19 protein-coding genes are annotated in these 23,728 nt (G+C 54.3%); 13 read left to right on the top strand and 6 right to left on the bottom strand.

Going from position 1 to position 23,728, the window contains the following annotated elements; all coding sequences use genetic code 11:
* Window positions 1-12 precede the first annotated feature (12 nt).
* The 5 genes from AUQ43_RS16650 to AUQ43_RS16670 all read left to right on the top strand — a co-directional run bounded on the left by AUQ43_RS16650 (window position 13) and on the right by AUQ43_RS16670 (window position 6,309).
* Window positions 13-1,149 (top strand): NAD(P)/FAD-dependent oxidoreductase, encoded by a 1,137-nt coding sequence (locus AUQ43_RS16650; RefSeq protein WP_062957444.1) that lies wholly within the window; start codon window positions 13-15, stop codon window positions 1,147-1,149.
* 32 nt (window positions 1,150-1,181) lie between these two features.
* Complete coding sequence (locus AUQ43_RS16655; protein WP_062957592.1) at window positions 1,182-2,357, top strand: hypothetical protein; 1,176 nt, start codon at window positions 1,182-1,184, stop codon at window positions 2,355-2,357.
* Between the two features lie 148 nt (window positions 2,358-2,505).
* A complete protein-coding gene (locus AUQ43_RS16660; RefSeq protein WP_062957593.1) occupies window positions 2,506-3,105 on the top strand; it encodes a 2-hydroxychromene-2-carboxylate isomerase in 600 nt (199 codons plus the stop codon).
* A gap of 111 nt (window positions 3,106-3,216) precedes the next feature.
* Window positions 3,217-4,566: an NADP-specific glutamate dehydrogenase gene (gene gdhA, locus AUQ43_RS16665; protein ID WP_062957445.1), complete on the top strand. Its 1,350-nt coding sequence runs from the start codon at window positions 3,217-3,219 to the stop codon at window positions 4,564-4,566.
* A gap of 66 nt (window positions 4,567-4,632) precedes the next feature.
* Window positions 4,633-6,309, top strand: a complete 1,677-nt coding sequence (locus tag AUQ43_RS16670; protein ID WP_062957446.1) for a thiamine pyrophosphate-dependent enzyme — start codon at window positions 4,633-4,635, stop codon at window positions 6,307-6,309.
* Between the two features lie 99 nt (window positions 6,310-6,408).
* On the opposite strand, the gene AUQ43_RS16675 is transcribed toward AUQ43_RS16670, so the two are convergent.
* Window positions 6,409-6,642 carry a hypothetical protein gene (locus AUQ43_RS16675; protein ID WP_062957447.1) on the bottom strand — a complete coding sequence of 78 codons (234 nt, stop codon included), beginning with the start codon at window positions 6,640-6,642 and terminating at the stop codon, window positions 6,409-6,411.
* Between the two features lie 555 nt (window positions 6,643-7,197).
* Between AUQ43_RS16675 and AUQ43_RS16680 the strand changes: the two genes are divergently transcribed.
* The gene (locus AUQ43_RS16680; protein WP_062957448.1) at window positions 7,198-8,247 is read left to right on the top strand and encodes a Glu/Leu/Phe/Val dehydrogenase dimerization domain-containing protein; all 1,050 of its coding nucleotides are present in this window, start codon (window positions 7,198-7,200) and stop codon (window positions 8,245-8,247) included.
* Window positions 8,248-8,343: 96 nt separating this feature from the next.
* Here the strand turns inward: AUQ43_RS16680 and AUQ43_RS16685 are convergent, their stop codons facing one another.
* The 3 genes from AUQ43_RS16685 to putA form a co-directional block, all read right to left on the bottom strand.
* Entirely contained in the window at window positions 8,344-8,577 is a 234-nt protein-coding gene (locus tag AUQ43_RS16685; protein ID WP_062957449.1) for a bacterioferritin-associated ferredoxin, read from the bottom strand.
* 165 nt (window positions 8,578-8,742) lie between these two features.
* Window positions 8,743-9,372: a BON domain-containing protein gene (locus AUQ43_RS16690; RefSeq protein WP_062957450.1), complete on the bottom strand. Its 630-nt coding sequence runs from the start codon at window positions 9,370-9,372 to the stop codon at window positions 8,743-8,745.
* 212 nt (window positions 9,373-9,584) lie between these two features.
* Window positions 9,585-13,388 carry a bifunctional proline dehydrogenase/L-glutamate gamma-semialdehyde dehydrogenase PutA gene (putA, locus tag AUQ43_RS16695; protein ID WP_062957451.1) on the bottom strand — a complete coding sequence of 1,268 codons (3,804 nt, stop codon included), beginning with the start codon at window positions 13,386-13,388 and terminating at the stop codon, window positions 9,585-9,587.
* Window positions 13,389-13,593: 205 nt separating this feature from the next.
* On the opposite strand from putA, the gene AUQ43_RS16700 reads away from it, so the two are divergent.
* The 6 genes from AUQ43_RS16700 to AUQ43_RS16725 all read left to right on the top strand — a co-directional run bounded on the left by AUQ43_RS16700 (window position 13,594) and on the right by AUQ43_RS16725 (window position 20,425).
* Window positions 13,594-14,067, top strand: coding sequence for an Lrp/AsnC ligand binding domain-containing protein (locus AUQ43_RS16700; protein ID WP_062957452.1), 474 nt, complete (start codon window positions 13,594-13,596; stop codon window positions 14,065-14,067).
* Window positions 14,068-14,199: 132 nt separating this feature from the next.
* Window positions 14,200-14,820, top strand: coding sequence for a 2-hydroxychromene-2-carboxylate isomerase (locus AUQ43_RS16705; RefSeq protein WP_062957453.1), 621 nt, complete (start codon window positions 14,200-14,202; stop codon window positions 14,818-14,820).
* A gap of 255 nt (window positions 14,821-15,075) precedes the next feature.
* Window positions 15,076-16,686, top strand: coding sequence for a carboxyl transferase domain-containing protein (locus tag AUQ43_RS16710; RefSeq protein WP_062957454.1), 1,611 nt, complete (start codon window positions 15,076-15,078; stop codon window positions 16,684-16,686).
* Window positions 16,687-16,693: 7 nt separating this feature from the next.
* Complete coding sequence (locus AUQ43_RS16715; RefSeq protein WP_062957455.1) at window positions 16,694-17,506, top strand: enoyl-CoA hydratase/isomerase family protein; 813 nt, start codon at window positions 16,694-16,696, stop codon at window positions 17,504-17,506.
* A 1-nt stretch (window position 17,507) separates the two neighbouring features.
* Window positions 17,508-19,511 carry an acetyl/propionyl/methylcrotonyl-CoA carboxylase subunit alpha gene (locus tag AUQ43_RS16720; RefSeq protein WP_062957456.1) on the top strand — a complete coding sequence of 668 codons (2,004 nt, stop codon included), beginning with the start codon at window positions 17,508-17,510 and terminating at the stop codon, window positions 19,509-19,511.
* Window positions 19,511-20,425 (top strand): hydroxymethylglutaryl-CoA lyase, encoded by a 915-nt coding sequence (locus AUQ43_RS16725; RefSeq protein ID WP_062957457.1) that lies wholly within the window; start codon window positions 19,511-19,513, stop codon window positions 20,423-20,425. Before AUQ43_RS16720 ends, AUQ43_RS16725 begins: the two co-directional genes overlap by 1 nt.
* Here the strand turns inward: AUQ43_RS16725 and AUQ43_RS16730 are convergent.
* The gene (locus AUQ43_RS16730; protein ID WP_114129889.1) at window positions 20,422-21,399 is read right to left on the bottom strand and encodes a DUF2971 domain-containing protein; all 978 of its coding nucleotides are present in this window, start codon (window positions 21,397-21,399) and stop codon (window positions 20,422-20,424) included. The two genes, AUQ43_RS16725 and AUQ43_RS16730, sit on opposite strands and share 4 nt — an antisense overlap.
* A 47-nt stretch (window positions 21,400-21,446) precedes the next feature.
* Here AUQ43_RS16730 and AUQ43_RS16735 point away from each other — a divergent pair, with 47 nt between their 5' ends.
* Window positions 21,447-21,977, top strand: a complete 531-nt coding sequence (locus AUQ43_RS16735) for a GNAT family N-acetyltransferase (RefSeq protein ID WP_255356129.1) — start codon at window positions 21,447-21,449, stop codon at window positions 21,975-21,977.
* A 6-nt stretch (window positions 21,978-21,983) separates the two neighbouring features.
* Here AUQ43_RS16735 and AUQ43_RS16740 read toward each other — a convergent pair whose 3' ends face one another.
* Window positions 21,984-23,651, bottom strand: a complete 1,668-nt coding sequence (locus tag AUQ43_RS16740; protein ID WP_062957459.1) for a methyl-accepting chemotaxis protein — start codon at window positions 23,649-23,651, stop codon at window positions 21,984-21,986.
* Window positions 23,652-23,728 lie beyond the last annotated feature (77 nt).

The raw sequence follows: 23,728 nt of genomic DNA on the forward strand, positions 1-23,728 counted from the left end.
CATTTAGTGATCATGACTGCAGACATTCAAACCATCGTCATCGGGGCCGGCGTCGTCGGACTGGCGTGCGCCCGATCTCTTGCACTTTCGGGCCGCGAAGTTCTGATCATTGAACAGCATGACGCGATTGGCACCGAGACCAGCGCGCGCAACAGCGAAGTCATTCATGCGGGAATCTATTATCCGAAAGGCAGCCTGAAGGCCGAGCTCTGTGTCGCCGGACGCGAGATGCTGTATCGCTATTGTGAAGAAAACGGCATCGAGCACAAACGCACCGGCAAGCTGATCGTTGCAACGGCAGAAGACCAAATGGCTGCGCTGGCCGGGATCAAGGACAAGGCATCCGAGAACGGCGTGACCGACCTTGTCTGGATGTCCCGCGATGAGGCACGGGAACGCGAACCGAACCTGCACTGCGTCGGCGTCCTTCAAAGCCCGTCGACCGGTATTGTCGACAGTCACCAACTGATGGTCACATTGCTGGGCGAAGCCGAAAACCATGGTGCAACACTGGCAATCAACACCAAGGTCACTGCTGTCAGCTTCGAGAATGGACTTTACACCGTCAGCACAACCGATGCGGAAGGCGAAGAAATGAGCCTGACCTGTGCGGAACTGATCGTTGCAGGCGGCCTGCACAGCCAGACACTGGGCAGAAACTTTACAGGCCTTCCGCCCGCAACCGTCCCGCCACAGCACTATGCGCGGGGGTGTTACTTCACGCTGTCAGGCAAGGCACCGTTTTCCACACTGATCTATCCCGCCCCGGAACAGGCGGGGCTTGGAATTCACCTGACCCTCGATATGGGTGGTCAGGCACGCTTTGGCCCCGATGTTACTTGGGTGGATTCACCGAACTACGACGTGCCCGAAGAACGCCGGACCGCCTTTGCCGAGGCCATCCGCAAATACTATCCCGATCTTGATGAAGCTGCCCTGCAAACCGGTTACGCCGGGGTGCGCCCGAAAATCCAGGCCCCGGGCGAAGCTGCGCGCGACTTCATGATTGCTGATGAAAAACAGCACGGCCTTAATGGTCTTGTAATGCTCTATGGTATTGAATCACCTGGCCTTACTGCATCACTTGCGATCGGCAAGCGGGTGACTGACCTGATCACGCAGCAAGGTGAGATGCAGGCGGCATCATAATATCGCCAATATAATCAGCGATGGACAAAGGCATGGCCAAGCAACGTCACAGCAAGTCACGGCAGATCCAACCGACACCGGTCGCGTCCGGCAATGGCGTTGCGCCCAAATCAATGTCGCGCCGACAGTTTCTTGGCAACAGCGCTGCCGGGCTTGGCGGTGCGCTGTTGGCAACGACGCCACTGGGCGCGTACGCGCAGGATCTTGAACCCTTCATCCCGGCCCCCAACAGCCTGAGCAACGGCAGATCCGGTGGCATAAACACCGGCAAACCCGAAAAAGACTTCATCGAGGAAATGCGCGACTACGTTATCGCGATCAGTCGATGGGCGAAAAGCTATCGAAGTGATTTCGCGGTGATCGCGATGAATGGCCTCGAGTTGACCGAGTTCCTTGAGAAAACCCTTTTTGACACACGCGGCGTTGCCGAACCGGCAAGAAACTATCTCCGCGCGCTTGACGCCATTCTCGTCGAAGCACCTTTCTATGGTTTCGAAAACTATGGCGAACCGACCAACGCCGAAGAAACCAAATATATTCTTGGCTATCTTGAACGCCTTAAACTTGAAGGCCTGCAATACCTTGCCGTCGATTACACCGAAAACCGGGCCGATATGAACAAGGCGCGCGCGCAGCTTAAAGGGCTCGATGCGCTTTATTATGCCGCTCCGCCACCGGGCATGCAGCTGTCATCACTGGCAAAGGTTCCCAGTACGCCGTTCGGGTCAAACCCGCATGTGATCGACAACATCCGCCAAGCCAACAATTTTGCCATGGTGCTTGATAGCTCGCCCTATGGCACCAAGGACGCCTATATCGAGGCACTGGCCGCGACCAATTACGATACGCTGATCATTGACCCGTTCCATCGCGGCACCATTCCACTGACCTATGATGATATGAAGCGGCTTCGCTACAAGAAGACCGGAACACCGCGGGTTCTGATTTCCTATCTCAATATCGCAACGGCTGAGACATATCGCTATTACTGGAAAAGTGGCTGGCGCGCCGGAAGCCCCGACTATGTCAGCGAAGGCAATCTCATGGCGCGTTGGGGACAGGAACATCATGTCCATTATTGGACCCGTGAATGGCAAAGCATCATCTTTGGCAACGAAAGCAGCTATCTTGGCAACATCATGAAGCTTGGCTTTGACGGCGTTCTGATGGCAGGCATTGAAGAGTATGCTTGGTGGCTGGATTACTGAGCCTTACGCATTCACCGCGCACAATTATCACAAACATATGAACTGATTTTGGCGGCCCCGACAAGACGGGTGTTTGACGAAGCATGTCTGCTTGGGCAGTGTGAATGTACTGAAAACAGCATCTGCATTGCAGACACAGGAGGCCGAGTTGTCCGAGCCAATTATTCACTATTTCTTTGTCCAGTCACCATGGTCCTTTTTCGGGTTTCGCCGCGCGGTCGAGATCGCGAAAAAGCATGGTGTGGACATCATCCACAAACCTTGTCGGGCTGCAGATGTCTGGGAACATGGCGGGGGAGTCCCCTTGGCGAAACGCCCTCTACCACGTCAGGAATACCGCCTTGTCGAGTTGAAACGCTGGTCTGATCATCTGGGCATTCCGATCAACCTGCACCCCAAATATTTCCCGGCTGACGAGACGCTTGCAGCGCGAACCATCATCGCAGTTCAGGATGATGGCAGGGATGTCAGCGACCTGACCGAGACCCTGATGGGTGATATCTGGTTGCGCGAACGTGATATCTCCCTGCCAGCCACCGTGCGCGAGGCTTTGGTCTCAAATGGTCTTTCGACAGAATATCTGGAAAATGCTGATCTGCCCGCGATCGCCAATATCTATGATGCCAACTGCCAGTCTGCGCGCAATCGCAACATTTTTGGTGTCCCAACCTATTTCGTTGGCAACGAGATGTTCTGGGGCCAGGATCGCCTTGATTTCGTTGAAAGAGCGGTTGCCCAGAACATCTAGCAAAGTGCATTAACCAACACGGGATCTGCCCGCATAAAATTTTATGCGGGCACTTTTCTGTCTCTGGCACGTTAAGCAGAGCAGCAGAAACAGTAAAAAGCCCGCATTTCAATGACACAAAGTGCATCTGACTTTCAAAAGGACTTTCTGAACTGGCTTGAAGACAAAACACCCAACGAGCCGGAATTTCACCAAGCTGTCGAGGAAGTGGTCGGCTCCGTTGCCGGTTGGTATCTTGATCAACGTGAAATGCGTAAAAACGCGGTCCTTGAACGATGCACCGAACCCGACCGCGTCCTGCAATTTCGCGTGGCGTGGGAAGACGATGACAATCAGATACAGGTCAATCGCGGCTGGCGCGTTCAGTTCAACCAATCGATGGGCCCCTACAAAGGCGGCCTTCGTTTTGCCCCCACGGTCAGCACCAGTGTCCTTAAGTTTCTGGGCTTTGAACAAACCCTGAAAAACAGTCTGACCGGCCTGCCCATGGGCGGGGCCAAAGGCGGTGCCGACTTCTCGCCAAAAGGCAAATCCCCGCAAGAAATCGGCCGGTTTTGCCAAGCCTTCATGCAGGAATTATATCGGCATATCGGGCCAGATACCGATGTGCCTGCCGGTGATATCGGCGTTGGCAGAAACGAGATCAGCATTCTGTTTGGTCACTACATCAAACTGACCCAAAAGTGGACCGGCGCGCTAACCGGCAAGGGATGCCACTTTGGCGGAAGTGCTGGCCGTGCAGAAGCGACCGGGTTTGGCTGCATCTATTTCCTTGGTCATATGCTTGATCAGGAAAACAAGGAACTGAATGGCAAACGCGTTGCGATCAGCGGAGCGGGCAATGTTGCGCTGCATGCCGCACGCAAGGCCATAGAGCTTGATTCCAAAGTCATTAGCCTGTCTGACAGCTCTGGAACCATGCACTTTGCCGATGGCACGAACCAGGAACTTCTCGATCAGATTGACGACTGGAAAAACAACCAGCGCAAATCGCTCTCGGAGTTTGACGGTGGAAAGGCCGGTTCGTTCCTGGAAGACCAAAAACCGTGGGGGCTTGAGTGCGACATCGCCCTGCCCTGCGCAACCCAGAACGAACTTGACGAGGACGACGCCCGGAACCTTGTCGATAACAAGGTGATGATGGTGTGTGACGGTGCAAACATGCCACTGACGGCACAGGCCCAGAAAATCCTGCATGAAGCGAATGTTCCGCATGCCCCCGGCAAGGCATCAAACGCGGGCGGTGTGGCGGTCAGCGGCCTTGAACAAAGCCAGAATGCGCAGCGCCTGCGCTGGGATACGGAAAACGTCGACAAACGCCTTCGCGAAATCATGGCCAAAATTCACAAGGACTGTATCGAAAACAGTCCGGATGGAAAAATTGTCAATTATCGCGATGGCGCCAACCTTGCTTCGTTCAAACGCGTGGCAGAAACCATGAATGCCTTTTGGCTTTCCTGATTAATCCTGGCCGTTGATGCGATTGTCGTTTGCGGCTTCTCACCATTGAAACCAAGGAGCTTCCTTATGAAAGTTGCCGATATCGCGATCAATCTTCTCAGCGACCTTGGTGTCAAACACGTGTTTGGCATTCCCGGCGACGCCATCAATGATATTACCTTTTCCCTTGAAAACAGGGATGACATTGATTTTGTCCTTGTCCGGCACGAAGAGGGTGGTGCCTTTGCTGCTTCGGCACAGGCAAAATTGACCGGCAATCTTTCTTGTTGTGTTGGCACCGCTGGCGGCGGCGCGATCCATCTTTTGAACGGCCTTTATGATGCCCGTCACGACCATGCACCGGTTCTGGCAATCACCGGGCAGGTTGAGTCAGAGTATATCGGGACCGACTATCATCAGGAAGTGGACCTGAAAAAACTGTTCGAGGACGTAACCGTCTATTCCGAAACAATCATGGACCCGGCACAGGCCGCGCGGATCCTGAAAGAAGCCTGCAAAAGCGCGATCGAAAATCGGGGACCCGCACATGTCTGCATCCCCAACAACATCGCCAGTGCCGATTGTTCAGATGGTGCGGTCAATATCGCAACATTGCTTGCAGCCCGCGAAGTGTCCCCGTCAAGTGAGAACCTTGACCATGCAGCCAAACTGATTGATCAGGCCTCGAAGCCGGTCATTCTTGCTGGCATTGGCGGTGCCGAGGCCGCGCAGGAAATCTTTGATCTGGCGCACAGGATTGATGCGCCAATCGTCAGAACCTTGCGCGCCAAAGACTGGCTTGATGACGAGGATCCCATTTGCATAGGCGGACTGGGACTTCTGGGTGGCAAACCGGGACAGGATGCCGTTGCAGACTGTGATTTGCTTTGCATCATCGGTGCGGATTTCCCCTATCAGGAATTCTTCCCCAAAGATGCCAAAACCATCCAGATTGACACCAAGCGCAGCCAGATCGGCAGAAGGCTTGATATTGATGCCCCCCTGATCGGAAGCGCCAAGTTGTCGGTACAGGGTCTTCTGGATCGCATTACGCCCAAGGACACTGAAACGCAGCGCAAACACTGGATCGAGAAAGTCAAAGACCAGCAGGAAGACTGGTCGAAGATCGAGACTTCCGACAAGACTCCGCTTCATCCGGCAAGCGTCATGTCAGCCATCGGGGAACACGCAGCCGATGATGCCATTTTCCTGGTTGATACCGGAACGACGACGGCCTGGGCCGCGCGACATCTGCGGGTAAAACGCAACCAACGCTTCACGCTGTCATCCGGCCTTGGCACCATGGCCTTTGCCCTGTCGGGGGCCAATGGTGCCCAGCTTGCCTACCCTGACCGTCAAGTGGTTGCGATTGCTGGCGACGGCGCGTTCAACATGCTGATGGGCGAACTTTTGACTGCTGCCGAATACGACCTGCCGATCACAGCCATTGTCTTTGACAACAGCAAGCTTGGCTTTATCGCCCTGGAGCAGGAAGCAAAGGGCCTGCCCGAACACGCCATCGGCTTCAAAAACCCCGATATGGCGGCCATTGCACAAGCTTGTGGCTGTCTTGGGCTGCGTGCTGAAAACTCAAAGGAGCTTTCCAGCGCACTTTCGCAAGCATTCGCAAGCAACAAGCCAACCGTCATTCAGGTTCCGGTGGACCCTGATGCCCTGATCATGCCGCCAAACCCAACCTTTGCACAGGCCCAGAAGTTCGCCGTTGCCAAGGGGCGGGAAATGCTTGGGAAACTGACGTCTTAGTAGGCTCAACCTTCAGCGCCTGCGTCATTTGGCGCTTGAGACAAAAAAAGCGTGGCAGCAAAACTGACCACGCTTTTTTTAGAGAATGTTTGGTGCGCTTTATCCCAGGCGTTTGACGTGATCGACAACGAAACCGTCTTCGGACGGATAGCTATTTTCGATCATGGCAAGGGCCTTGTTTTCGTCGCTTGCCGCAACTTCATGAGTCTGAACATCAGCCCAGCGATCATCAAAGAGTTCGTGGGATCGGTTCTCTTTGACGCATTCGCGCACAGCCTGATTGTGCAGTTCAACCTCGAATACGGTTTGGCGATGGTCTGTGAATGCAGACATTTCCGCCGCTCTCCTTACTTTTTGTTCGCTGGCGCCGCCCAGACGCCAACCTGTCCTGAACCGGGAATCTCAACCACAAGATACCCAACCATGAGTCTACGTTTCGCACCTTAACGAGCCGTAAATTGTCCGGTTAATTGATATTTCCAGATTAATTGCTCCGGTTTCAAGTGCGAATTTGACATGGCTGCATGATCATATCCCTGATTCAGGGCGTTTCACCGGAAGTGCACTGCAGCATAATGTCGTAAGTTGAAAACGTTTCGAAATTACCGCCGACGAAATCCGCAAAAATAGAATCCCAACCAAGCCAGATTTGGCGCTTATTTCTGCTAACCCGACATTTTGCAGCGCACACCTTGCGCAATAAAATTACAAAGCCACTCCGGCAAGCTCAGCATAATTCCACACCACAACAACAGCTCAACCGAAACGGTCTTTTTTCGATATCTGTGGAATTAGAAATTGATCATCCACCCAATGCATCAAACATAAAGGAATAAGCAGAAAACAATCTGCACCAGAACAATGATGCTGCCAGGAGGCTGCAAGAGGATGAACGTCTTTTCCGATATCGCATTTGATGACCACGAACAGGTTGTCTTTGCCAGCGACAAAACCACCGGCCTGAAAACCATCATCGCGGTTCATAACACCAATCTGGGCCCATCACTTGGCGGCTGTCGAATGTGGCCCTATGCCACTGAACAGGAAGCCATCCATGATGTTTTGCGCCTGTCACGGGGCATGACCTATAAGTCGGCCCTTGCCAATCTGCCACTTGGCGGCGGCAAGTCCGTCATCATCGGCGACCCGCGCAGCCAGAAGACACCGGAATTTTTCCGTGCAATGGGCCGCGCTGTCGAACAACTTGGCGGTCGCTATATCGTTGCCGAGGATGTCGGCACCAGCCCCGGGGACATGGGCCATATAGCAAGCCAGACAAAGCATGTCGGCGGCATCAATGATGGCAAGGACCCGGAACGCACCGGAGATCCATCACCATTTACTGCTTATGGCGTCTTCATCGGCATCAAGGAAGCGGTGCGCTTCAAGCATGGCACAGAAGACGTTAAAGGCATGCGCGTTGCTGTTCAGGGGCTGGGGCATGTCGGATATCATCTGTGCCGGATGCTTCATGCCAACGGTGCAAAACTGATTGTCGCTGACCTTCATGAAGCCAATGCCAAGGCAGCAGAAATCGAATTTGATGCAACCGTTGTTTCGGTCGATGAAATCCTGGCGGTCGACGCCGATATTCTGGCACCTTGCGCCCTTGGCAGCGTGATCACTGATCGCACCATTGAAAGCCTAAAGGTCAGCGTGATCGCCGGCGCAGCCAACAACCAGCTGGAACATGATCGACACGGTGAAATGCTGCATGAAGCAGGTATTCTGTATGCACCGGATTATGTGATCAACGCGGGCGGGGTTGTGGAAGTCTATTTCTGCCGTGAAGGTAAATCAGTCGCTGAAACCAACATGCACATCGAAGGCATCGGTGAAACCGTGCGCGAGATTTTCAAACGCGCCAAGGACCAGAACCTGTCGACCGGCTTTGTCGCAGACCGCCTGGCCGAGGAACGCTTTGGCCTGAAGAAATAACTGCGCCGATCAACAGCATCAGCATTAGGCACAAACAACAAAGGCGAGGCCGTATGGCTTCGCCTTTTTCGTATCGCTTGAATATCTGGAAGCGCCCTACTCGGCGGCAATCGGTTCGATATTGGCCGTTACAGCGGCTGCATCATCACAATCGCAATTGCCACAGGTCTTTGCCTGCAGCAGTTCTGCACGCATATGACAGGCACATTTGCCACATTGCGGCGCGCAGCCATGGAAGCGGAAGACTTCCGCCGGACGTGTCGCCCCGCCCTGCTCGGCGGCATGGCGGACGTCTTTTTCCTTGAGCGCATTACAAATGCAGACATACATGGTGCGATTGCAATCAGTTATTAATTACGTGCTCTGACCTCTATGACAAATGCGAATAGTTTTCAAACACTTTCGCATCCAATCCGAACAAAAAAAATCCCCGCAAGACCGGATGCCTGCAGGGAATTTCGAAACAATTTATATATTACAGGGAGTTAACCTGGATCAGGCGGTTGTGATGTGGCTCACTACCTTGGTCACACCCTTGATCCGGCGCACGATGGAAAGCACCTTTTCAAGCTCTGCATCGCTTTGCGCTTCGCCCATGATGTAGACAACATTCTTGACCGACTGCCAGCGATAGTTGACTGACGTCACACCTTTTTCGGCCAATAACAATGCTTTGATCTGACTTTCGATCCAGACATCGGACACTGACTGGGTGGCCGAATCCGTCGGAACGGCATTCTTGCCATATTCGTCCTCGGCCTGATGATAGGCATCAATCGTTTCCTGATCGGCGATCACCAGATGGTCATGGACGGTTTTGATCCGGTTATCCTGCTTGACCATCGACATGACGTCGTAATATTTGCCCTTGGAATCCACCATACCGGTGACCATGACATTCTGTTCCCAGATATCGATATTCACATCCATCAGATAGGTGTGATCGACCTTGGAGAACTCCCCAAGGATGCCGGACTTGATCTGGGTATCGAGCCACTGGTCATTGCCTGTGCGGTCTTCCAACGGCATTTGCAGCGGCCCACAAGCCGCAAGCGGCACTGCCAGCAGCGCACATACCGATACCGTTTTCAGGACACGGCCGAAACCGCGGGTCACCTTGATCATTCCTGTTCTCCTTGTTCATGCCTGCACGACATGGGTCGATTTTCTTGCGTCAGTTCCAACGCCGCAGGACGTCAACTGTTCCGGTAAATACCTATCGCAGCCAATTTTGACAAAAAAAAGCCCAACATCAAACCGGGCAAACGCATCCTATTTCAGAGATCATGAATGAAAGAAAAATGGACCGGGAATTTCTTCCCGGTCCAATTCGCAGATCAATCTTCTTCCATCGACATCAGGGATGCGTTGCCCCCGGCTGCCGTGGTGTTGATCGTGATTGTCTTTTCCGTCGCAAAGCGATGCAGGAAGGCCTCATCAGGCAATGCACCGTCATCCTCTGCTCCGCTATCGGAAATCAGCGACAGGATTGCGCCATCGCGCTTGGCCAGAAGCTGCTTGAACGACGTCACCCGATCAAGCGACGCCACGCACGATACGCCCGCGATGTCCCCATCATACATCGCACCAAGGCCGGTATTGGTCCCGACAGCCTTAACAAGCTTGGCCGGAAGGCCCGCCTGCTGTGCCAGTGCCGGAATATCAGCAGGCCATTTCTGATCGCCGGCAAGGATCACCGCATTACCGGCGGCAAGTGCCGCCCCCAAATGACGGATGACTTTTGCCGCATCGGCATCCTTGTCTGCCTGTACCAGATAAACACCACGCCCCTGACAATACAGATCGTTGGTTTCACCGGTCGGACCGGGCATGCGGGTCGGCGCGACAAAGCCGTTCTCCGAAAGGGCAGCAAAGTTCGCAACATGATCCGCCCCGGCGATCAGGGCATCGTTGCCAGATGCCTCCATCTTAGCTGACAGCTTTTCAAGAATGGTCACCCGTGCATTGCCATCGGTGGCCTGCCATTCTTCCTGGGCTGCCAACATCGCGGCATATTCGTTGCTTGCAATGACATCCTTGACGATGATCGGCGCGCGATCGTCTGATGCCTCGTCGTTGGAGATGGTATTTTCATGTGCGATCGGCTTGGCAAAGCGCTCGACATAGTGCGGACCACCCGCCTTTGGGCCGGTACCGGATTTACCCTGCCCGCCAAACGGCTGCACACCGACCACCGCACCGATCTGGTTGCGGTTTACGTAGCAGTTCCCGACGCGCAGCTTTTGGGAAATTTCCCGTACAGTCGTGTCAATACGCGAATGGATACCAAGGGTCAGGCCATAGCCCGATGCATTGATCTGATCGAGGATCTTGTCAATGTCACGTGCCTTGTAACGCACCACATGCACGACCGGGCCGAACACTTCGCGTTCCAGCACATTGATTGACGGAATTTCGAAGCAATGCGGCGCAAAGAAATTGCCGCCCTCGCACTCCGGAAGCGTGTCACAAGCATGCAAAAGCTTGGCTTCCTTCTTCATGCGTTCCGCATGGGCTTCAAGAACCTTGCGCGATTTTTCGTCAATCACCGGACCGACATCGATATCAAGGAACTTCGGATCACCGACGCGAAGTTCCTTCATCGCACCGACCAGCATGTCACACAGCTTGTCAGCAATGTCTTCCTGTACAAACAGGACACGAAGGGCCGAGCAACGCTGACCAGCCGACTGGAAACCGGAAATGATCGCGTCCTGCACGACCTGTTCGGGGAGTGCGGTCGAATCAACAATCATCGCATTCTGACCACCGGTTTCGGCAATCAGCGGCAACGGCACGCCCGGGCGCTTTGCAAGCGCCTGGTTGATGAGCTGCGCAGTCTCGGTTGACCCGGTAAAGGCCACCCCGGCAATGCGCGGATCATTGATCAATTGATTACCAATCACACGCCCAGGCCCCGGCACCAGATGGAATGCCGAGCCGGGCACACCGGATTCAAGGATCAGTTCTGCCGCACGGGCTGCAACCAGTGAAGTCTGCTCTGCCGGTTTGGCAATAACAGCATTTCCTGCTGCCAGCGCCGCGGTCACCTGCCCAAGGAAGATCGCCAGCGGGAAGTTCCATGGACTGATGCAAACAATAACGCCACGACCTTCAAGCGGGCTGCCTTCGCGGAAGGTTTCCTCTGCCCGGTTGGCGTAGTAGCGGCAAAAATCGACCGCTTCACGTACTTCGGCAACGCCATCAAGGTAAAGCTTACCTGCTTCGCGCTGACACAGGGCGATGAACTCGTCCATGTTTTCTTCAAGCAGATCGCCCAGACGGCGCAGTGCTGCCGCACGATCACTTGCCGGCGTCTTGTTCCAGGTCTCATAGCCCTTGACGGCCGCCACCACGGCGGCCTCGACGTCGGCCTCTGTCGCCTGAACAAGGTCACCAACCTTCTCGTTCAGTTTTGCCGGATTGATGACATCCACCGGTGTTCCGGAAACAAGTTTGCCGTCAATAAGCGGGGCTGCGTTCCAGGTCTTGTCCTTGATCCCTGCAAGCTTGGCACTCAGTGGCAAAAGCTTTTCGGTATCGGTCAGGTCAATCCCGCGCGAGTTCACACGCGTCGCACCGTAAAGATCAATCGGCGCCGGGATCTTTGGATGCCCCTTGCGCGGAAGGGCTGCCATCTTTTCAATCGGATCGGCGATCATTTCCTCGATTGGCAGTTGTTCGTCCTGAATACGGTTCACAAAGCTGGTGTTCGCACCGTTTTCCAGCAGACGACGCACCAGATAAGCCAGCAGGTCTTCATGGGTGCCAACCGGCGCATAAACGCGGCACGGAATGTTTTCGCCGTTTTTATCGACGATCTGCTCATAGAGGGCTTCGCCCATGCCATGCAGGCGCTGGAATTCAAAGGTGCGGTCATTGCCCGCCATTTCAAGAACTGATGCCACGGTATGAGCATTGTGGCTTGCGAACTGGCAATAAAACGCATCGCGGCGCGACAGCATGTATTTCGCGCACGCCAGATACGACACATCGGTCGATGCCTTGCGGGTAAAGACCGGATAGCCGTCAAAGCCGTTTTCCTGACTGAATTTGACTTCGGTATCCCAATAGGCGCCTTTGACAAGTCGGACCATCATCTTGCGCCCGACCTTGTCTGAAAGATCGGCCAACCATTCCAGAACATGATAGGCACGCTTCTGATAGGCCTGAACCGCCAGACCATAGCCCTCCCAACCATCAAGATCCGGGTCGGCAAAGACAGTACCGATGACATCAAGCGACAGGTCAAGCCGGTTGGCCTCTTCGGCATCGACGGTAAAGCCGATGTCGTATTTCTTGGCCAACAGGGCCAGCTCCTTAAGCCGCGGGGTCAGTTCGGTCATCACCCGTTCATAGTTGGCAAAGTCATAGCGCGGATGAATCGCTGACAGCTTGACCGATATACCCGGGCTATCAATCGGCCCACGACCATTGGCAACACGTCCGATATCGTGAATCGCAGTTTCATAGGCCTTGTAATAGCGATCAGCGTCTTCCATCGTGCGGGCGGCCTCGCCCAGCATGTCATAGGAATAGCGATAGCCTTTTTCTTCATTCGCCTTGGCGCGCTCGGATGCCTCATCGATGGTGCGGCCCATCACGAACTGGCGTCCCATGATTCGCATAGCGTGGTTAAATGCCTTGCGAATAACCGGCTCGCCAGACCGGCCGATCATGCGTTTGATCAGGCGGCCCGGATCGGCTTTTTCCGCCTTGCCGAACTTGATCACGCGCCCGGTCAGCATCAATCCCCAGGTCGAGGCATTGACAAAGAAACTGTCGGAATGGCCCAGATGGCTTTGCCAGTCGGCATCAAACAGCTTGTCCTGAATAAGTTTGTCTGCAGTCACCGCATCAGGCACGCGCAGCAAAGCTTCAGCCAAACACATGAGGATGACGCCTTCCTTGCTCGAAAGCTCGTATTCATGCAGCAGGGCATCAATGCCGCTTTTGCCGTTATCAGCGTCGCGGACACGCGCGACAAGCTGATAGGCGCGACCCTGAACACGCGCAGTTTGTTCCGGGGAAAGACGCGCGGTTTCGATCAGGCTTTCAACAACGGTCTCTTCATCGGCGCGATAGGAATCGCGAATTTTCTGACGGATTTCGTTTGGCTTGGGCAGTTCGGTACGGAACATCTTCTAAAGCCTCTCCCTGATGTTTGACTTTTGCCACCCCCGAAGAACGCACGTAATTCCAAGCGCTTCGGGGCCTGTTACACCTCTATGGTTACCGACAATATTATTTCACCCGAAAAATGTGCTGCCAATTTTCCAAGAAATACGATATATCATCCATTGTTTTCACATTAATGCAGTCACATACACTGGATGGGTGTCCTTAATGCAGAAGAACCACAAAAGCCTGGACAAGATCGACAAACAGATCCTCCGCGAACTGCAAAATGATGGTCGCATGTCCAATGTTGAGCTGTCGCGCCGGGTCCACCTCAGCCCGACCCCGTGCCTTGAGCGCGTTCGTCGCCTCGAACAGAACGGCTTCATAACCGGGTATATGGCAACTCTCGACCCGCGCAAACTCAACCAGGCGCTGGTGGTCTTCGTTGAAATCACCCTTGATCGCACCACACCCGACGTCTTTGACGTCTTTGCCGCGGCGATCAAAAAGCTCCCCGAGATCGAAGAATGCCACATGGTCGCGGGTGGCTTTGACTATCTTGCGAAACTGCGCGTCGAGGACATGTATGCTTACCGCGAGTTCCTTGAACGCCTGTCTTCTGTTCAGGGTGTCGGTCAGACTCATACATATGTTGTGATGGAAGAAGTAAAAGTCCGACCGGGTATCGTGATCCCGTGACCATGGCATAGGCCTATATTTTTTTGTTGATTCGCAACAACTTAATAGATCAAAATCGTCTCCACCCAAGCAGGCGTCAGATCTGTCGGAAAAGTTGTTGGTGAAAACAGAACGGAAAACAGGTGCAGGAACATGTCTGAAGTCAGCTTCTATTTTGATTTCTCGTCACCTTATGGCTACCTTGCCGCCGAACGGATGGAAGACTTCGAAAAGCGCAATGGCGTCACGGTCGTTTGGCGCCCTTTCATGATTGGCGCTGCATTTAAACAAACCGGCCAAAGCCCGCTTCTTGATCAACCGATCCGCGGCCCCTATTTCCGACACGACATGGAACGCTGTGCACGCCTGCAAAACGTGCCATTCCAAATTCCCGACAACTTCCCCTATGCGGCACTGGTTCCAACCCGTGCCTATTACTGGCTTGAATCACGATCTCCGACGCTGGCGCGCAAGTTTGCCAAGGATATCTATCGCGGCTATTTCGCCGACGGACTTGATATGTCCAACCCGGAAAATGTTTTTGCCGCTGCGACCCGCCATTCGATCAATGCCAGTGAAATGCGCGCAGCCGTCGAATCCCAGAAATGGAAAGATCATGTGCGCACTGTCACCGAAGAAGCCATTGCCATGGGTGCCTTTGGTTCGCCGTTCTTCTTCTATGAAGACGAGCCCTTCTTTGGGAATGACCGCATTGATCAGTTGGCGCAGTGGATTTCACTGCGCAAGAACGCAGCAGGCAGTTTGATCGACTGACATCACCCCACACCCACCAAGACCGGATCTGACCAGACCTTTTGCACCTGCGCATCGACGTGCGCGCCCCTTTCGCGGACGCAACAAACACGTCAATTCAATCCGTTACCAGAACGTCAAATCCTATATAGATAATTTCGGTACTAAAATACCGATTTAATATTGACGTTTACGTAAACTTCACCCATAACAACAGCCATAAACACCCTGTAAGCGGGCCGAATTGCCCACAACAATAAACGGTGAAAACGGACGATGACGGTACTGAAATCTGCGGTTAATGCCCGTTCAGAAGAATTCCGCAACAATGCCGACCATATGGAAAAGCTGGTTTCCGATCTGCGCGATCAGATCGCAGCGGTAAAACTGGGGGGCGGTGAACGCGCCCGCGACCGTCATACCGGACGCGGCAAGCTCCTGCCGCGTGAACGTATTCGCCAGCTTCTTGATGTCGGCTCCCCGTTTCTCGAACTCTCACAGCTTGCCGCACATGGCATGTATGGCGACGAAGACGTTCCGGCGGCGGGCATCATTACCGGCATCGGCCGTGTTTCAGGCGTCGAATGCGTGATTGTCGCCAATGATGCCACGGTCAAGGGTGGTTCCTACTATCCGATGACGGTGAAGAAGCATCTTCGCGCACAGGAAATCGCACTCGAAAACAACCTGCCTTGTATCTATCTGGTCGATAGTGGCGGTGCCAACCTGCCCCGTCAGGACGATGTATTTCCGGATCGCGACCATTTCGGGCGCATCTTCTTTAATCAGGCAACCATGTCGTCCAAAGGCATCCCGCAAATCGCGGTTGTCATGGGGTCCTGCACCGCGGGTGGTGCTTATGTTCCGGCGATGTCCGATGAAAGCATCATTGTCCGCAAACAAGGCACGATCTTTCTGGGTGGTCCGCCGCTGGTAAAGGCCGCGACGGGCGAAGTCGTTTCGGCCGAGGATCTTGGCGGGGCTGATGTTCATTGCAAAACGTCAGGTGTAACCGATCACTATGCACAGGATGACAGCCACGCGCTGTCGATTGCACGCGATGTTGTCAAAAACCTGAACTGGACGAAAAATCCGGGCCTGACATTGACCGAACCGCGCGCCCCGGCCTATGACCCGCGCGAGATTTATGGCGTGGTTCCAACCGACACCAAGAAGCCCTATGACGTGCGCGAAATCATCGCGCGCATCGTTGATGGGTCGGAGTTTGATGAGTTCAAGGCACAGTATGGCACGACCCTTGTGACCGGCTTTGCCCGCATCTTTGGCTATCCGGTCGGTATCATTGCCAATAACGGCATCCTGTTTTCCGAAAGCGCGCTTAAGGGTGCGCATTTCATCGAACTTTGCGCGCAGCGCGGTATTCCGCTGGTATTCCTGCAAAACATCACCGGCTTTATGATTGGCCGCAAATATGAAAGTGGTGGCATCGCCAAGGATGGCGCGAAACTGGTGACCGCTGTTGCCACCGCAAATGTCCCGAAATTCACCGTCCTGATCGGTGGTTCATTTGGCGCGGGCAACTATGGCATGTGTGGCCGTGCGTACAATCCACGCTTCCTGTGGATGTGGCCAAATGCCCGCATTTCCGTCATGGGCGGCGAACAGGCGGCCAATGTGCTGACGCAAATTCGCGCCGACGCCATGGAAAAACGCGGCGAAACCTGGCCAGAGGCCGAGCAGGAAGAGTTCAAGGGCCCGATCCGCGATCAATACGAAGAACAAGGCCATCCCTATTACGCATCCGCGCGGCTTTGGGATGATGGTGTGATTGACCCGGCCGATACCCGTATGGTTCTGGGTCTTGGCCTGTCAGCTGCGCTTAACAAACCGGTCGAGGAAACCCGGTTTGGCGTCTTTAGAATGTGAGGCCGCCATGAGCAATGTAAACACCGATAACATATCCGATGCGGCGATCTGTGAAATCACCGATGCCGGAATTGCGACCATCACGCTGAACCGCCCGGAAATTCACAATGCCTTTGATGATGCCCTGATCGCCGATCTGACGGCCAAGGTTGAGGCGCTTGAAGCCGATCCGGCGGTCCGCGTGATCATTCTGACCGGGGCTGGCAAAAGCTTTTCGGCCGGTGCGGATCTTAACTGGATGAAGCGCATGGCGGGCTATAGCCATGCTGAAAACCTTGCTGATTCCCGCGCACTTGCCAAACTGATGAAGGTTTTGAATTTTGCATCAAAACCGACCATCGCACTGGTCAACGGGGCTGCCTTTGGCGGCGGGGTTGGTCTGGCTGCGTGCTGTGACATCGTGATCGCGTCCGATCGTGCCAGTTTCTGTCTGTCGGAAGTCAAGCTTGGCCTGATCCCGGCGGTGATTTCGCCTTATGTTGTGGAGGCCATCGGGGTTAATCACGCACGGCGTTATTTCCTGACCGCCGAGCGATTTGATGCCAACACCGCCCAGCAGATTGGGCTGGTGCATGAAATCACCACAACCGATGAACTGACTGCCCGTGGACAGGAAATGGCAAATATCCTGCTGGCCAATGGGCCAGACGCCATGCATGCCGCCAAGAACCTGATTTATGCCGTCGCCAACAAACCGATTTCAGATGCCGTGATTGATGACACAGCACAGCGCATTGCCGATCAACGCGCAAGCGACGAGGGCCGCGAAGGTGTCGGTGCCTTTCTGGAAAAACGTCCCGCGAACTGGAGCAAGAAATAACATGCCGCGCAAACTTCTGATCGCCAACCGCGGTGAGATCGCCTGCCGCGTGATAAAGACCGCCCGTCGCATGGGAATTGCCACGGTTGCTGTTTATTCCGATGCCGACGCCAATGCCCTGCATGTCAAACACGCTGACGAGGCGTACTATATCGGCGCGCCCGCCCCCAAGGACAGCTATCTGCGGACCGACCGCCTGCTTGAAGTCATCGCACAATCGGGTGCCGATGCCGTCCATCCGGGCTATGGGTTCCTGTCGGAAAATGCCGGTTTTGCCGATGCGCTTGAAAAGGCAGGCTGTGTTTTTGTCGGCCCGCCGGCAAGTGCGATCCGCGCCATGGGGTCGAAGTCCGAAGCCAAGAAAATCATGGGCAAGGCCGGTGTCCCGCTGGTGCCGGGCTATCACGGCGAAGATCAGGACTCAGACCTTCTGGCGGCCGAGGCCGACAAGATCGGCTATCCGGTATTGATCAAGGCATCCGCCGGGGGTGGTGGCAAAGGCATGCGTGCGGTTGAAAAGGCATCCGATTTCAAGGACGCGCTGATCAGTTGCAAACGCGAAGCTGCCAGCAGCTTTGGCGATGATCATTGCCTGATTGAAAAACTGATTGTCAAACCGCGCCACGTTGAAATTCAGGTCTTTGCCGACAGCCATGGCAATGCGGTTTACTTGTTTGAACGGGACTGCTCCTTGCAGCGCCGCCATCAAAAGGTGATTGAAGAGGCCCCGGCACCCGGTATGAGCGAAGAGCTCCGCGCCCAGATGGGCAAGGCCGCGGTCGATGCCGCCAAGGCGATTGGCTATCAGGGCGCAGGAACAGTTGAATTTCTGCTGGACGCGTCGGGTGCGTTCTATTTCATGGAAATGAACACCCGCCTTCAGGTCGAACATCCGGTGACGGAAAAAATCACCGGCGAAGACCTTGTGGAATGGCAATTGCGGGTGGCCGATGGCGAAAAACTGCCAAAGGCGCAGGAAGACCTGTCGATCAACGGTCATGCCTTTGAAGTCCGGATCTATGCCGAAGACCCGCAGAACGACTTCCTGCCGGCAACCGGCAAACTTATTCATATGCGTATGCCACACGAAACCGATCATGTGCGCGTTGATACCGGCGTTTATGAGGGCGGCGAAGTATCGATCCATTATGACCCGATGATCGCCAAATTGATCACTTGGGATGTGGACCGCCCATCCGCGCTCCGTCGCATGGCGTCCGCCCTTAATGATGTGCAGATTGTTGGTGTCACCACAAATACCGGCTTCCTTGGCAATATCGCCCGTCATCCGGCCTTTGAACGCGGAGAGGTCGAAACCGGCTTTATTCCGAACTATCAGGATGACCTGATCCCGGCCCCCGGCACACCGGATAACGAAGCCCTGGCTTTCGCCGCACTTGATATCCTGTTGACCCGCGATACCGAGGCCGCCCGCTATGCCGCGCAAAGCAAAGATCCCTATTCGCCCTGGCACAGCACCGCAGGCTTCCGGCTGAATGACGATAACCACCATGACCTGATCCTGCGTCATGATGGATCGGACATGCTGGTAAAGGTGCATTACCGCGATCAGGGCTATGTCATCGATATGCCTGATGGTAGCGCTATCATGGCGAGTGCCGAATATGACGATAATGGTGCCATCGTTGCCCGGCTTGATAACGTGCGCAAACGCGCGTCAGTCCTGCGCGACGGCAATCGTCTGATGATTTTCCGCGATGGCCGTTCCGACCGGCTGGACATCTTTGATCAGTTGGCCGCAGCCGGTGGCAATGAGGGTACGGGTGGTGGTCTGACCGCTCCGATGCCGGGCAAGATCATCGCTGTGATGGCAGAGGCCGGTCAATCGGTCACGGCGGGTGACAAACTGGTCGTGATGGAAGCCATGAAAATGGAACACACCATTTCAGCCCCCGTCACCGGCACGGTCAAGGAAGTGTTCTTTGGTGTGGGGGATCAGGTTGATGATGGCGCAGAACTGATTGCGATCGAGGAGGCCGAATAATGGCCCTGATTTCCGATCTGCCAAGCCATGTCAAAATCGTTGAAGTCGGTCCGCGTGATGGCCTTCAGAACGAAAAGGCAATGGTCCCGACCCAAACAAAGGTCGAGTTGATCCATCGCCTGAATGATGCCGGATTATCGGTGATCGAAGCTACCGCCTTTGTCAGTCCAAAATGGGTACCGCAAATGGCCGATGCACCCGATGTCATGGCCCGGATCACCCGCAAACCCGGTGTGACATACCCTGTTCTGGCCCCGAACATGAAGGGTCTTGAGGCCGCGATTGCAGCAGGCGCAACCGAGGTTGCGGTTTTTGGCGCGGCATCGGAGAGTTTCTCGCAGAAGAACATCAATTGCTCAATCGCTGAAAGCCTTGATCGCTTCCGCCCGGTCGCGGATGCCGCACGCGAGGCCGGCCTTGCGGTACGCGGCTATGTGTCTTGCGTGCTGGGTTGCCCCTATGAAGGCGACATCGCACCTGAAAAGGTCGCAGAAGTCGCCAAGGCGCTATATGACATGGGCTGTTATGAAATCAGTCTGGGCGACACGATTGGTACCGGGACGCCGGCAAAGGCACAGGCGATGATTGCCGCTGTTGCCAAGCATGTCCCCACCGAAAAGCTCGCCGCGCACTTCCACGACACCTATGGTCAGGCGCTTGCCAACTTGCTGGCTGTGCTGCAAATGGGTGTGGCAACCATCGACAGTTCGGTTGCGGGTCTTGGCGGCTGCCCCTATGCCAAGGGGGCCAGTGGCAATGTCGCGACCGAGGATGTTGTCTATATGCTGAACGGCCTTGGCATCAAAACCAGTATCGATCTTGAAAAGCTTGCCGCGACAGGAAACTGGATTTGTGATTTGATAGGAAATTCAAGTGCATCGAAGGTCAATCTGGCCTTACGAGCAAAGCACTAACCAACATAAGGCGTTTCCGACAAAGTCACCTCAATCTTTGCCCCTTCTAGAGCGAATGAAACTGCATCATAGTTTTGCTGCTGCTGCCGACACGGCCCGACGATTACTCTTCGTATAGGCAAAGGATCGGGAATTTCTTCCAGTAACTTTATGTATGGGATTAGACCATCTTTGCCCTCGCGGACGTAGATTTTCTTAAATTTGCTGTAGCCTTCTCCTAGTTCACTGAACGGCCCGCCCTGCAGTATCGGCGCTATCACGACCCGAAACTCTTGCTCTTCTCGAAAACCAATATGTTTGGTTCTCGTTGCTGCAGTTACGAATGGACCATACGACTTTTCAAATGGGTTTTCGCGCCCCCTGATCAGAGCCTCTGCTGTATCAACGATGCACTCAATGTTCTCATTTAGGGATGGTAGAGAATTGTCAGTATCACAGTAAAAAACATCGCAGAAAAATGAGACCGCTCGCTCATAAGTAGCAACACTTTCTTGAATCTGCCGAGACAATTCCTTGACGTCAAATTCGATAGCAAATCCGCCGTCAGAACCGTATCCTCGCCATTGGCTCAACAAGCCATTCTTCTTTTCATAGCTGTCACTATGACTGCAGAAGGATACGAAGAACGGATGAACCAATTCCTTCCGACCGCCTTGCGGTTGAAAGGTGGTTTTATACAACACATCAATGAATTCATCCGCTTGCTGAGAAGCAAGATTGCTGTACCCATGCAATCTAAGAAGTGCGCTTTGCATCACATCTAGGTCACGCTTATTTCTCAGGTTTCTCTCGAAGAATGGCAGAAGGCTATTCCTCAGCACCTTCTTAAAAAACACGACCTCCTCTCGGTCGTTTAAAAACTTGTAGCTGGACGCCCACAGGTCATTGCTGTTCAGTATCCCTAACAAACCTGCTTGATTCGTATAGTGGAACAAGGTTTCATGCTTGTCCCACACGTGCTCTGTATCGCTCACTATCTTCCTCCAAGACCGAAACGTCTTTCTGAATGCAAACAAGGTAAATGAACTTAGTGAACGAGAGAATAGCCCCAATTAAATACAGCTTCCGACGGGCCACCCCAAACGATCTGCCAATGATTGGCCGCTGGCTGCATGTGCCTGAAGTTGTCCGCTGGTGGGGCGATCCGGATGAGCAGATTGAACTGATTTCCGAAGATGTCGAACTGGCCGAAATGGCGACACTGATTGTCTCGTACCGCAATCGACCCTTTGCCTTTGCCCAGCATTACGACGCCCACCAATGGCCACAGGCACATTTTGATCCGTTGCCTGAAAATACACGCTGTCTGGATGCATTTATCGGTGTGCCCGATATGATGGGTTGCGGGCATGGTCAGATGTTTCTGAAAATGCTGACCGACCAGCTGTTCGAGCGTGGCGCGCCCATGATCGGGATTGACCCCGATCCTGAAAACGAACGCGCCATTCGCTGCTATGAGGCGATTGGTTTTGTTGCCGGGCGGGAATATGAAACCGCCAAGGGCCCGTGCCTTTTGATGACACTTTCCCCGCCCGACAAAAGATCATCATGACGGCAATCAGACTGCCCGAACAGCGGCCAGGAAATCCTCGACCTTGTGACGCAGGCCTTCAGATTCCCGCGACAATTCTGATGCCGCACTCAGCACCTGCTCGGCAGCAGCCCCGGTGGAGCCCGCCGCTTCGTTCACGCTGACAATGTTTGACGTCACTTCTGTTGTACCAACCGAGGCTTCCTGCACATTGCGGGTGATTTCGAGGGTGGCTGCCCCCTGTTCCTCGACCGCACTTGCGATGGTTGCTGAAATCTCGCTGATCTCGGCAATCGTAGATGAAATGGTGCCAATGGCGGTTACCGCCCCATCGGTTTCATTCTGGATGCCGGTGATCTGATTGGTGATGTCTTCGGTCGCGCGCGAAGTTGCCGTTGCAAGATTTTTGACCTCTGCCGCGACAACGGCAAAGCCCTTGCCCGCATCGCCGGCACGCGCCGCCTCGATGGTGGCGTTCAAGGCCAAAAGGTTGGTTTGCTCGGCAATATCGCTGATCAGCCCTACCACATCACCGATCTTTTGGGCTGCTTCGGCAAGACCGCGGATCTGGGTGTTGGTTTTTTCGGCATCCTCGACCGCGCGATTGGCAACAGACGAGGACTGACTGACCTGCTGGGTGATCTCGGAGATCGAGGCACTGAGTTGTTCCGTTGCGCTGGCAACGGTTTGCACGTTGGTTGATGCCTGTTCGGCAGCGGCTGCGACGATACTGGACTGGCGACTGGTTTCTTCGGCGGTGCTGCTCATGCCCGTCGCGGTTGACTGCATCTCGGTCGCCGCAGAAGCAAGTGCCTTGAGGATAACCGACATGTCCTGATCAAAGTCCGCTGTCAGTTCATTGATTTTCTCTGCACGTCTTTCCCGGCGTTTGACGGCCTCTGCTTCCTGGGCGGCAAGCTCCTCGGCACGGATCATATTTTCCTTAAAGACCAGAACCGCCTTGGACATATCACCGATTTCATCGAAACGATCCTGTCCGGGAATGTCGGTCTGCTTGTTGCCGCCAGCCAGTTCCTTCATGGCGTCGGTAATTTGCTGGATCGGGCGGGAAATACCCGATCCAATCTTCCAGGCGGCAAAAATGCCAAGGATCAACGCCACACCGGCAACAATGGCCGTAATGATCACAGCCTGCGAAGCAGCCTTGGCCGCACGCGGACCGATTTCATCCTGTTCGTGTTTGACGGTCAGCTTCAGGTCTTCAAGGTTCTCAGCCACCATCGGACCGATTGTGTCGAGTGTATCGGTCACTATCTGATCACGGGCGGGATCCCCGGCAGACATTGTGGCAACCTTGGCAAAGGCCGCGCGATAGGCTTTCAGGCTTTCGCCAGCAACTTGGGCGACTTCGATCATTTCATCGGTATCAAGCAACTCAACGAGTTCGTCATTCAACGTTATCGCGCTTGCAAGCCGGTCATCGACATTTTTCGCTGCCGCACTTTCGCCGGTCAGCAGAAACTGCTTTACCGAAACACGCGCCTCCAACAGGTTGGCCTGCACACGTCCAGCCTGATTGGACTGCAAGGCGATATGACGATAGCGCACGAAGTCATCTCCGACACTGCTCACAGAAAGCTCCGACCAGATTGAAGCGATTACGAGCAAAACGAGGATGACGCCAAAGCCGCCATATACCTTTGTGGAAATCTTGAGACGATTGAACATCGACATAAATGAGGCCCCTAAGCAATTTATCTCTCCTCATTAGTCATATTATATTTTCACAATCATCGCGCGATATACTGGGG

This window comes from Thalassospira sp. MCCC 1A01148 (assembly GCF_001613795.1).
In the GTDB taxonomy this organism is placed as follows: Bacteria; Pseudomonadota; Alphaproteobacteria; order Rhodospirillales; family Thalassospiraceae; genus Thalassospira.

What these genes read in the sequence shown, in the direction of transcription:
- AUQ43_RS16650 (WP_062957444.1), top strand. Translation starts at nt 13, where the DNA reads ATGACTGCAGACATTCAAACCATCGTCATCGGGGCCGGCGTCGTCGGA.
- AUQ43_RS16655 (WP_062957592.1), top strand. Translation starts at nt 1,182, where the DNA reads ATGGCCAAGCAACGTCACAGCAAGTCACGGCAGATCCAACCGACACCG.
- gdhA (WP_062957445.1), top strand. Translation starts at nt 3,217, where the DNA reads ATGACACAAAGTGCATCTGACTTTCAAAAGGACTTTCTGAACTGGCTT.
- AUQ43_RS16670 (WP_062957446.1), top strand. Translation starts at nt 4,633, where the DNA reads ATGAAAGTTGCCGATATCGCGATCAATCTTCTCAGCGACCTTGGTGTC.
- AUQ43_RS16675 (WP_062957447.1), bottom strand. Translation starts at nt 6,642, where the DNA reads ATGTCTGCATTCACAGACCATCGCCAAACCGTATTCGAGGTTGAACTG.
- AUQ43_RS16680 (WP_062957448.1), top strand. Translation starts at nt 7,198, where the DNA reads ATGAACGTCTTTTCCGATATCGCATTTGATGACCACGAACAGGTTGTC.
- AUQ43_RS16685 (WP_062957449.1), bottom strand. Translation starts at nt 8,577, where the DNA reads ATGTATGTCTGCATTTGTAATGCGCTCAAGGAAAAAGACGTCCGCCAT.
- AUQ43_RS16690 (WP_062957450.1), bottom strand. Translation starts at nt 9,372, where the DNA reads ATGATCAAGGTGACCCGCGGTTTCGGCCGTGTCCTGAAAACGGTATCG.
- putA (WP_062957451.1), bottom strand. Translation starts at nt 13,388, where the DNA reads ATGTTCCGTACCGAACTGCCCAAGCCAAACGAAATCCGTCAGAAAATT.
- AUQ43_RS16700 (WP_062957452.1), top strand. Translation starts at nt 13,594, where the DNA reads ATGCAGAAGAACCACAAAAGCCTGGACAAGATCGACAAACAGATCCTC.
- AUQ43_RS16705 (WP_062957453.1), top strand. Translation starts at nt 14,200, where the DNA reads ATGTCTGAAGTCAGCTTCTATTTTGATTTCTCGTCACCTTATGGCTAC.
- AUQ43_RS16710 (WP_062957454.1), top strand. Translation starts at nt 15,076, where the DNA reads ATGACGGTACTGAAATCTGCGGTTAATGCCCGTTCAGAAGAATTCCGC.
- AUQ43_RS16715 (WP_062957455.1), top strand. Translation starts at nt 16,694, where the DNA reads ATGAGCAATGTAAACACCGATAACATATCCGATGCGGCGATCTGTGAA.
- AUQ43_RS16720 (WP_062957456.1), top strand. Translation starts at nt 17,508, where the DNA reads ATGCCGCGCAAACTTCTGATCGCCAACCGCGGTGAGATCGCCTGCCGC.
- AUQ43_RS16725 (WP_062957457.1), top strand. Translation starts at nt 19,511, where the DNA reads ATGGCCCTGATTTCCGATCTGCCAAGCCATGTCAAAATCGTTGAAGTC.
- AUQ43_RS16735 (WP_255356129.1), top strand. Translation starts at nt 21,447, where the DNA reads ATGAACTTAGTGAACGAGAGAATAGCCCCAATTAAATACAGCTTCCGA.
- AUQ43_RS16740 (WP_062957459.1), bottom strand. Translation starts at nt 23,651, where the DNA reads ATGTCGATGTTCAATCGTCTCAAGATTTCCACAAAGGTATATGGCGGC.